Below are 8,250 nucleotides of genomic sequence, written 5' to 3' on the forward strand. Positions count from 1 at the left end.
CCGCAGGGAGGAGTGCGCGCCTAGGCCCCGGCCACCGGCAGCGGATCCGGCCCCCTCGGCGCCTCGGCCCCCTACCACGCGCCTCCCGGCCGCTGCCCCCACCCCCCGGCTTCTCGTGCAAATCGCGACACCCGGGACCCGACACGCCGTCCGGGTGAACAGATGAGCGGCGTTTCGTCGCGCCGATGTCGGGTTCGGCACGTCCGGCGGGCCGCCCGAGGTCGCGAAAGGCACGTCGCCGCAGCTCGGACAGGTCGCGAAAGGCACGCCGCCGCGGCTCGGACAGGTCGCGGGATGCACGCCGCCCTGGGTTCGGACGGGTCGCGAACGGCACGTCGCCCGCGCGATGGGCCCGTCGCGATGAGCGCGGGGACGCACCGGGTCGGTCGGGGAGGCGACCAGGAGGCGCGGGTCGGGTCGGTCAGACCGTGTACTGCACCGAGACGGGCGGCTCCAGCCCGGCCAGCAGGTGGACGTAGGCCTGGCGTGCGTCCTCGACCAGGAGTTGTCGCTGGATGTGCTGGTCGTGCCAGTCGACCAGGTCGTCGGGCGTGACGTCGTCCACGTCGTCGGCCACCAGGTAGCTGAAGGCGTAGGCGTTGCCGTCGTCGTCGAGGGTGCGGCGGTAGCCGAGGGTCTGACGGGTCGTGGCGTCGACGAAGACCTCCCAGCCGGGGTCGCTCGCGTCCGGCAGGGTGACGTCGACCACGGGGTGAGGGGCTCGGGCGGCGGGGGAGGCGAGTCTCGTGCCGAGGGTGGCCGCCCGCATCGTCGTGGCGGCCGGGCCGGCCGTCGCGAGATCGTCGGATCGGGCGCCCCCGGGCCGCGGGTCGTCCGGACCGGACGCGCTCGCCACCGCATCTGCTGCCCGCGCCACGGCCGCGGCGCCGGCCAGCGAGGACTCGGGAGAGCTCGTGTCGATGCCACGCACCACGTCGTGGTCGACCCGGGCGACGGCTCGCGCGAGCGCACCCTCGAACAGCTGCAGCCGTCGGGCCGTCGCCCGCAACCAGGCCTCGAGGGCGTCCCGTTCGTCGGGCGTGAAGGGCTCTGGCTCGAAGGAGTTCACGGAGAAGGACGCCGCCTCGACCGACCACTCCCACTCGAGCACCACGCGGAGGAGCGCCGATCGGCGGGGCATCAGCGCGAGCGTCCCCTGGCGCAGCCCGGGAGAGAAGTGCAGTTCGGGTTCGTCGAGCAGGTGCCTGACACCGGAGGCCGCATCGGTCGAGGTGGTCGGCACCAGGAAGGCCACCCGGACCTCGCGCCAGGGCGCGGCCCGGACCGGAGGGGCGTCCTCGTCGCGCAGGATCGTCAGGCTGCGTGGCATCTCGGGCGGCAGGGGTGACGGGATGTCTGCGGGGTCGACGGGGTCTCGGTCGTTCGGTGCCATGGCCAGAGAATGCTGGCACGGCTCGATGCGAGCCGCCTGGACGAGCCGGGGTCGCGGGGTCGTCAGAACGACAGCTGGTCGACCGACGTGAGCGGCACCCACCCCGCGCGGATGCCGTCCGGCGGCTCGATCGTGGGCACGGGCCGCAGGGTGTCGGCCTCGGCGAGTTGCGCGAGGTCGAAGCCGGTCATCTCGGCGATGTCGCGGACGGGCACCTGGTAGGTGCGGTACGGCCCGAGGGGTGGAGGGTCGCCCTGCTCGTGCGCGCGGGCGAACACGGCCTCGAGGTCGACGCCCTCGAGCTCGGGGGACTGGTCGAGCAGGTACGCCGCCGTGCGCAACGAGCCACCGTCCGACGTGGTCCACGCCGCGATCTTGAAGAACCGGCGCGGCAGGCGGATGCCGCGGTAGGGCGCGTCGTCGTCGAGCAGCACGGGCGCCGTGAAGACCGTCAGCCGCTGCCGGTGCGTGGAGGCGTACTGCAGCACCTGGTCTTCGAGGCCGAGCCAGAGCTCTTTCGACTGGTTGAACTCGGCGGCTTGCGGTGCGGCGTTGGTGAAGCTGAACGTGTCGACGTTCGCCGCGGCCGCGACGACCGGCTCGCCCCAGACCGGGTCGCGTCGGCGCGCGAGGTGCCCCCGGTCGCGGTCGTTCGCGGCGTACACCTCGGGACCCGTCTGCTCGTCGTCGGGTACGCGTTCGTCTAGCTGCCAGTCGTCGCCTCGGCCCAGGTCGAGCAGCGACGACCCGTCGACGTTGACCGCCGTCAGAGCGGCCAAGCGCCGGAGGGGGTCGAGCAGCACCGTGAAGTGGACGTAGGGCAACTCGCGCACGGTGGTGTGGACTGCCGGCAGGGGCACGTGGACCGTGAGGAACGACGGATCGTACCCCGCGCGGTCGAGCCCGACGGTGCTCGCGGTGGTGGGGTCGTCTGTGGTGCTCATGGGCGCCTCCGGCAGGTCGTCGTTCTCGTGGGGCCATCCTGCCCACGACCCCTGACATCGGTCCGGGCGGCGCCGCGACCACGCGCAGGAGGCGCGGGGCGGGGCTTCCCGCACCGCGCCGCCTCGGTGCTCACGTCGGCCGCCGGGCCGGTGCCGACCGGCGAGCGCTCAGCCCGCCGGGGCTCAGCCCGCCGAGGCTGAGCCCGCCAGGGCCCAGTCCGCCAGGATCGTGTAGAGCGCGCGGCGGGCTTCGTCGGGCTGGGCGGTGGCGGCGGCCCGCTGGGCCTCGCTGCCGTCGTGGTGGAACTGTTTGACGACGCCCATCAGCTTCATGAGGCTGGTCTGGACCTCGCGGTCGGTGTCGCTCGCGTCGTCGGCCGTGGCGGCCCAGGCCTTCTCGATCTCGTCGGCGTGCTCGGCCACATGGGCCCGGCCCGCCTCGGTCAGCGTGAAGACGCTCTTGGTCGCGGCCTCGTCGGACGAGATGAGCTCTTCGTCGACGAGCTGCTGCAGCGTCGGGTAGACCGAGCCGGGGCTCGGCTTCCACGCGCCGTCGGTGCGCTCGGCGATCGCCTTGATCAGGCCGTAGCCGTTCGACGGGGCGTCGGACAGCAGGGGGAGGATCGCGAGGCGCACGTCGCCGCGTCGGGCCCGGCCGCGTCCGCCGCGGCCCGGCCCGAAGCCGCCGGGGCCGAAGCCCGGGCCGCCGGGGCCGAAACCGGGGCCGAAACCGGGGCCGAAGCCACCGAACCCGGGGCCGGGGCGGAACCCGCGGCCGAACGGACGGCCGAATCGGCCGTGACCCTCGCCGCGGCCGAAGGGGTCGCGGCGGGCGTCGGGGGAGTCGTGGTGCTGGCGACGGGGGTCGCCGTGGTTCTCGGGGGTGAAGTCGGTACCCATGGGGTACTCCTTTCGGGTCGAGGGAAGAAGTCGAGATCACGACGTCCTGTCGCGATGTGTCAAAGATATGTCGTTGACTATCGCGAGTCAAGACCGGAACAGGAACTCGGTCAAGAAAAAAAGGAGGCGCATCCCCGGTGGGATGCGCCTCCTTCCGTCGAGGGGTCAGCTCGCGGGCTGGACCCCGAACGCCGAGGCGAGCTTCTCGATCTTCTGGGCCCGGCCGAGGCGGGGCCGGGCGCGGCCCTCGCGGGTGACCCGGCCGCGGCCCCCGAAGGCGGCGGGGAAGTCCTGGGCCCAGGCGGCGTCGGACGGGGTGGGGCGGATGACCTCGTTGATCACGGGCAACTGCTCGACGTCGAGGCAGAGTTTGCCGGTCAGGCCGAGGGCGACCGCGCCCCCGGACTGCTCGCGCAGGACGGGGTGGCTGCTGCCCACCGTCGGGCCGTCGATCGGGCCGGGCCGTCCGCCGATGCGGCTGGCCACGACGAGGCGCGAGCGGGGGTAGGCCATGGCCAGGGCGGCGGCGCGGGTACCGGTGGCGCGGCGGGAGTCGCCGCTGCCGAACGCGAGGCGGAGCGCCCCGCGGGCGTTGGCGGGGGCGGGGCTCTCCTCGATGCGGAGGGCCGACGCGACGGGCGCGAGCACCGGCGCCGCGCCTCCGAGCCGGTCGAAGGTCTCGGTGACGTGCTCGGGGGCCTCGGTCTTGGCGAGCATGACGCCGTGCAGTCCGGGCAGGCCCAGGAGGGCGTCGACGTCGCCGGACCAGAAGTCGGTCGAGCGGTCGTTGATCCGCACCCACGCCTCGCCGCCGCCCGTCAGCCAGGCGACGACGTCGTCGCGTGCGGCGGGCGTGCGGGCCGGGTCGACCGCGACCTCGATGGCGAGGGCGGTCGGGGCGGCGCGTGACGCCTGCGCCGAGTCGAAGCGGGCGGGGGCGGTGCCGGGGACAAGCAGCCACGATCGGGCGATGTCGGCCTTGGGTCGCGTGCGGCCGGCCGCCGGGGCCCGGCGGGCCGTCGCCGCGGGGGCGGGCGCGGGCGGGCCGGCGGGGGTCTGGCTGGGGGCGGTCATGGCGTCGGCGTCCTTCGTCGCTCGGCGGTCCCGGCCACGCTACCGGCTCGTCCGGGCCCGTGAGTCCTCCGGGGGAGGGCGGGGGCTCCCGGCCCGGGGTGCCGTTCGGGCGTAACGTTCAGGAGGATCACAGATCCAGGGAACGACCCCACCGACAGGAGTGAGCCATGACCGACGCGAACGATCCGCGGCGCGACCGCCCCGACCACGAGGGACGCGATCCCCGGCACGGCGACGAGAACGACGCCCCGCGGTCCGACGAGACCGGTGAGTCGACCGAGGTGCCCTACGGCTCCGAGGTGCCGACGCAGCAGCCCCCCGCCGTCGACTTCGGCGGCGACGCCCCGACGCAGCAGCAGCCCGCCGTCGACTTCGGTTCCGACGCCCCCACGCAGCAGGCCCCGATCGCCGACGCCGAGGACCGCCCGGTCGTGGCCGAGACCCGTGCGACCGGCGACGCGTCCGGCGCCCCCGCCCCCGCCGACGAGGAGGCGCTGCCCGAGTCGGCGCCCGCCGAGGACGCCCCCGGCGACCCGGCGTCCGACCGACCCGCCGACGCCGACTCGTCGACTGACGCCGCCGGGCGCGACACCGAGGCCTCTCGGAGTCCGACCGGGACGCGGCCTCGGCCGGCCGTCCCACCGAGGCCATCCCCATGGCGGCTCCGACCGAGCCCGCCCAGCGGGCCTGGTCCGCCTCCCCCGCCGGCACGCGCCGTCCGCTGCACGACGACGAGGCCCTGCGCGCGGCCGAGGCCGCCCGCGCCGGAGACCCCGCCACGGGTGACCGGGGTGACGACACGGCCACCGCGGCGTCCGCGACCGCGGCGACCGGCGCCTCCTCGTCCTCGCGCGACGGGTGGGTCGACGACCGCTCGGACGCCGAGCGCGACGCCACCGACCGCGCCGCGGCCGAGCGTCAGCCCTCGTTCGGTCAGGACGCCCCCACCGCCGTCGCGCCGACCGCGACAGCAGCAGGAGGCGCGGCTGCGGGAGCCGCCGCCGGTCGCGACACCGGCTCCCACGCCTACCCCCTGATCAAGGACTCCGGCATCGACCACGTGTCGGTGCGCCGTGAGCTGCTCGCCCAGCAGAAAGAGGAGTTCGGCGGCATCCGCTTCGGCGCCGGCCTGCTCGGCTGGTTCGCCGCGACGGGCTTCGGCCTCGTCATGATCACGATCTTCGGCGGCGTCCTCGCGGCCTGGGGCGGGGTCGCCTCGGGCTCGACCGCCATGACCGACCTGCGCAGCTTCACGGCCGACAACGCCGACGTGCTGGCGCTGACGTCGGGCATCGTGGTGCTCGCGATCATCTTCTTCGGGTACCTCGTCGGCGGGTACACGGCGTCGCGCATCGCCCGCTTCAGCGGCTTCAAGCAGGGGCTCGCGACCTGGCTCTGGGGCGTCGTCATCACGATCGTCCTGGCGATCGTCGTGGGCGTCGTCGGCACCCAGTCCGGTGACTCGTCGTCGCCGAACCCGTTCGTGCCCTCGATGGACGACCTGCAGTCGTCGTCCCTCGCCGGTCTGATCGGCCTCGCCCTCGTGGTCGTGTTGAGCTTCGCCGGTGCCGTCCTCGGCGGCCTGCTGGGTCAGCGGTACCACCGCAAGGTCGACCGCTTCTTCTCCGAACAGGACTGAGCGCCGCGAGGGGGCGTCCCGGCCGGGTCGCCCCCTCGCCCGCTCGCCCCATCCGACGCGGCCCGGGCGTCGAACACCGCTCAACCCCACCGGGCAGCACAGACAAGGACCACTCATGCGCACCCCCCTCCGTTCCCCCCTCGGCCGCGGCGTCCTCGGCGTCGTCGCCACCGGAGCCCTCGTGTTCTCGCTCGCGGCCTGTGCCTCGACCTCGGACTCCGAGAGCAACAACACGGCCCCGACGCACCCCGTGAACCAGACCCGCGAACCGGGCCCGGGCGAGAGCCTGCTGCCCCAGGCGACGATCCCTGACCTGTCGAACGGCGTAGACACCCAGGTCGCCGTCGACGCGTCGTTCGTCGAGGCCCTCACGACCCTCGGCCTCACGCCGGGCGTGGTCGGCACCGCGACGTTCACCGACGGCACGTTCTCGTTCCCGATCACGGGCGGGCACGTCGACTACTTCGGCCCCGACAGCGAGATCCGTCCCTACGTGCAGGGCGAGATCGACCACGACGGCTCGGGCCTCTCGTTGACCGCGGCCGACGGCACCGTCGTCGAACTCACCGACTTCCGCATCGACCCGGGCGAGTCGAAGCTCTACGGCACCGTCACCGCCAACGGCACCGTCGCCGCCGAGGACGCCTACCTGTTCAACCTCTGGGGTGGCACCCTGAAGCCCCTCGAGGTCGTCGACGGCAACGCCGTGCTCGAGGGCACGACGGTCCACGTCAGCCCCGACGCGGCCGAGTTGCTGAACGAGACCTTCGGGACGGACGCCGTCCAGGACGAGATGCTCGTCGGCGTCGCGAAGATCACCGCCGCGACGGAGTAGTACCGAACCACGGCGTGATCCGGTCCGTACCGGATCAGCCTCGAACCCCGTTCCGTGTGATGAACCACGAACCTTCGTGGTTCATCACACGGAACGGGGTTCTTCTCGTCTCCGCAGTGTTGAGGCGCTTCGATACCAGGATTTCGGCACGCCGAAACCTTGCTAAGGTCGAGGCATGAGCTCGACCGACACCCGCCGCGCCGACGCCGAACCGCCCCGTGACGGCCGCCCCCCGCAGGTCGTCCACGCGCGGCCGCGCGGCACCCTGCTGGGCCCGGCGTTCGTCGCCGCGATCGCCTACGTCGACCCGGGGAACGTCGCCGCGAACCTCACGGCGGGGGCGTCGTACCAGTACACGTTGCTCTGGGTGCTCGTGCTGGCCAACGCCATCGCCGTGCTGGTCCAGTACCTGTCGGCCAAGCTGGGCATCGTCACGGGGCGGTCGTTGCCCGAGGTGATGGGCACGCGCCTCCGTCGTCGGCCCCTCCGGCTCGCGTACTGGGGGCAGGCCGAGCTGGTGGCGGCCGCGACCGACGTCGCCGAGATCATCGGTGGTGCCCTCGCCCTGCAGCTGCTCTTCGGCGTGCCGCTCGTCGTCGGCGGTCTGATCACCGGCCTCGTCTCGCTCAGCCTGCTCATGCTCACGAGGTACCGCAGCGGCCGGGTCTTCCAGACCGTGGTCATCGCCCTGCTGGCCGTCCTCACGCTGGGGTTCTGCGCCGGCCTGCTCTTCTCCCCGCCCTCGGCGGGCGGCATGCTCGCCGGCCTCGTGCCCCGCTTCGAGGACAGCACGGCGGTGCTGCTGGCCGCCTCGATGCTCGGCGCGACCGTCATGCCGCACGCGGTCTACCTGCACTCCGCGCTGACCCGGGACCACCACGGCGTCGTCGCCGAAGGGGCTGACCGGGCCCGCGTGCTGAAGGCCACGCGGTGGGACGTCGTCCTCGCGCTGCTGGTCGCCGGTGGCGTGAACGTCGCCATGCTCGTGCTCGCGGCCTCGACCCTCGCGGGCCAGGACGGCACCGACACGATCCCCGGGGCGCAGCAGGCGATCGCCGCCGCTCTCGGGCCGGTGATCGGGGTGCTCTTCGCCGTGGGCCTGCTCGCCTCCGGCCTGGCGTCGACGTCGATCGGGGCGATGGCGGGCGCCGAGATCATGAAGGGTCTGCTGCACGTGCAGGTGCCGCTCATGGTCCGGCGGGTCGTGACGCTGATCCCTGCCCTGGTGCTGCTCGCCACGGGCATCAGCCCGACCTGGTTGCTCGTCCTCAGCCAGGTGGTGCTGAGCTTCGGCATCGCCTTCGCGCTGGTGCCGCTCGTCGTCGCGACGAGCGACCGGTCCCTCATGGGCACGGGCGTCAACGCCGTGGGGACTCGCGTGGCCGGATGGGCGGCCCTGGTGGTCGTCGTCGCGCTCAACCTCGTGCTCATCGGGCTGACCGTCTCGGGGGCGTGAGGGGGAGGG

7 protein-coding genes are annotated in these 8,250 nt (G+C 73.7%); 3 read left to right on the forward strand and 4 right to left on the reverse strand.

All coding sequences use genetic code 11. The features are described 5' to 3' along the window. Window positions 1–421: 421 nt before the first annotated feature. The 4 genes from AEQ27_RS00585 to AEQ27_RS00600 all read right to left on the reverse strand — a co-directional run bounded on the left by AEQ27_RS00585 (window position 422) and on the right by AEQ27_RS00600 (window position 4,311). Window positions 422–1,393, reverse strand: coding sequence for a hypothetical protein (locus tag AEQ27_RS00585; protein ID WP_054144921.1), 972 nt, complete (start codon window positions 1,391–1,393; stop codon window positions 422–424). Window positions 1,394–1,455: 62 nt separating this feature from the next. Continuing rightward, window positions 1,456–2,337, reverse strand: coding sequence for a DNA/RNA non-specific endonuclease (locus tag AEQ27_RS00590; protein WP_054144922.1), 882 nt, complete (start codon window positions 2,335–2,337; stop codon window positions 1,456–1,458). A 183-nt stretch (window positions 2,338–2,520) separates the two neighbouring features. Next, window positions 2,521–3,237, reverse strand: a complete 717-nt coding sequence (locus AEQ27_RS00595; RefSeq protein WP_082383109.1) for a PadR family transcriptional regulator — start codon at window positions 3,235–3,237, stop codon at window positions 2,521–2,523. Between the two features lie 165 nt (window positions 3,238–3,402). Then, entirely contained in the window at window positions 3,403–4,311 is a 909-nt protein-coding gene (locus AEQ27_RS00600; RefSeq protein WP_235450923.1) for a CoA ester lyase, read from the reverse strand. A 655-nt stretch (window positions 4,312–4,966) separates the two neighbouring features. On the opposite strand from AEQ27_RS00600, the gene AEQ27_RS00610 reads away from it, so the two are divergent. The 3 genes from AEQ27_RS00610 to AEQ27_RS00620 all read left to right on the forward strand — a co-directional run bounded on the left by AEQ27_RS00610 (window position 4,967) and on the right by AEQ27_RS00620 (window position 8,241). Next, window positions 4,967–5,950: a CvpA family protein gene (locus AEQ27_RS00610; protein WP_054144924.1), complete on the forward strand. Its 984-nt coding sequence runs from the start codon at window positions 4,967–4,969 to the stop codon at window positions 5,948–5,950. A gap of 115 nt (window positions 5,951–6,065) precedes the next feature. Then, window positions 6,066–6,785, forward strand: a complete 720-nt coding sequence (locus AEQ27_RS00615) for a hypothetical protein (protein WP_054144925.1) — start codon at window positions 6,066–6,068, stop codon at window positions 6,783–6,785. Between the two features lie 175 nt (window positions 6,786–6,960). Next, window positions 6,961–8,241 carry an Nramp family divalent metal transporter gene (locus AEQ27_RS00620; RefSeq protein ID WP_082383110.1) on the forward strand — a complete coding sequence of 427 codons (1,281 nt, stop codon included), beginning with the start codon at window positions 6,961–6,963 and terminating at the stop codon, window positions 8,239–8,241. Window positions 8,242–8,250 lie beyond the last annotated feature (9 nt).

The sequence above is a fragment of the Frigoribacterium sp. RIT-PI-h genome (assembly GCF_001297205.1).
In the GTDB taxonomy this organism is placed as follows: Bacteria; Actinomycetota; Actinomycetes; order Actinomycetales; family Microbacteriaceae; genus Frigoribacterium.